At 61.1% G+C, this 1311-nt stretch carries 2 protein-coding genes and 1 pseudogene; all 3 read right to left on the bottom strand.

The features are described 5' to 3' along the window. Positions 1-452, bottom strand: a 452-nt coding sequence (locus tag A2I95_RS38860) for a TRAP transporter large permease subunit (RefSeq protein ID WP_291737720.1), incomplete at its 3' end; no start/stop codon positions are given. Then, on the bottom strand, positions 449-946 hold the full coding sequence (locus A2I95_RS38865) for a TRAP transporter small permease subunit (protein ID WP_259996172.1): 498 nt from the start codon (positions 944-946) through the stop codon (positions 449-451). The genes A2I95_RS38860 and A2I95_RS38865, both read right to left, overlap by 4 nt. A 65-nt stretch (positions 947-1011) precedes the next feature. Beyond that, a pseudogene (locus A2I95_RS38870) lies at positions 1012-1311 on the bottom strand (ABC transporter substrate-binding protein); the annotation flags it as partial.

Below are 1311 nucleotides of genomic sequence, written 5' to 3' on the forward strand. Positions count from 1 at the left end.
GTGCAGACAATACCTGACGCCACCCGGGCATCGTACCCGGCACGCAGCATGGCTGGCAGGGCGATCATGCCCATGGCCACAACCGTGGCGCCCACAATGCCTGTCGAGGCCGCCAGCAGCGCCCCCACCAGCACAACCGAGATGCCCAGCCCGCCCTTCAACTGGCCGAACAACCGTCCCATGGTGTCCAGCAGGTCTTCGGCAATGCGGCTTTTCTCCAGGATCGCCCCCATCAGAACGAACAGCGGAATGGCGATCAGCACCTGGTTGCTCAGCAGGCCGAAAACCCGTTGGCCAAGCGCGCCCAGCAGCGAGATGTCCATCACCCCCAGTATCCACCCGAGACAGGCAAAGATGATCGCAACACCGGCGATGGAAAAGGCCACCGGAAACCCAATGAGGATCGCCGCCATCAGGGCTGCGAACATGATCAGGTCAAGGTATGCGGTCATTGGGCGTCACTTTCGGAAAACAGGCGGATCAGCAGGGCAGCAGATTGCAGCATAACCAGCACACAAAAGGCTGGGATCAGTGACTTCAGCAGGAACACGGCTTCGATGCCGCCAACCGCGATCGGGCCTTCGAATATTGCCCAGGAATTGCGTACCGACGGCCAGGACCAGTACAAAAGCGCGGCCATTGATGGCAGCAGCAGGAACAGGTGGCCGAAGATGTCGATGCGGCGCTGCGACCGGGGGCTGAGGCCGGCGTAAAACACATCAACCCGCACATGCTTGTCGACAAGCAGCGTGTAGCCCGCGGCGAGCATGAACAGGGTTGCGTGCATATAGAGGACGCTTTCCTGTGCGGCGATGGAGTTCACTCCGAACACATAGCGGCCGACCACGATCGCAAACTGTGTCAGCACCATGATCAGCGCCAGCCAGCGCACCACATGCGCCAGCCCCCGGTTGATCCCGTCCAGCGCATTTGCAACCCGCCGCATTCCACTCTCTCCCCATCAAAAAGCCGGCGCCCGCCGTTCCGGGCGCCGGCTGCCGTTGCTGCCCGTCAGTAACCCATTACCGAGGCACGGGCGTTCATCTGGCCGTTATCGGCATAGGTCATATAGCTGCCGATGCTGTCGCGGTAGCCAAGGAAGCTTTCGGTAATGCGGCGCACGAGCTCATCGTCGTCCTCCTGCAAGTCGGTGATCACCTCCTTGGCAGCAGCGCCCATTGCGGCGATCACATCCTCGGGGAACATCTTCACCTGCACGCCATCCTCTTCGACCATCTTCTTCAGCGCCAGGGCGTGTTTGGTGGTGTATTCCGTCCAAACCGGATTGTAGAGGCTTTCGCAGGCCAGCGA

It is taken from the genome of Leisingera sp. F5 (assembly GCF_001593695.1).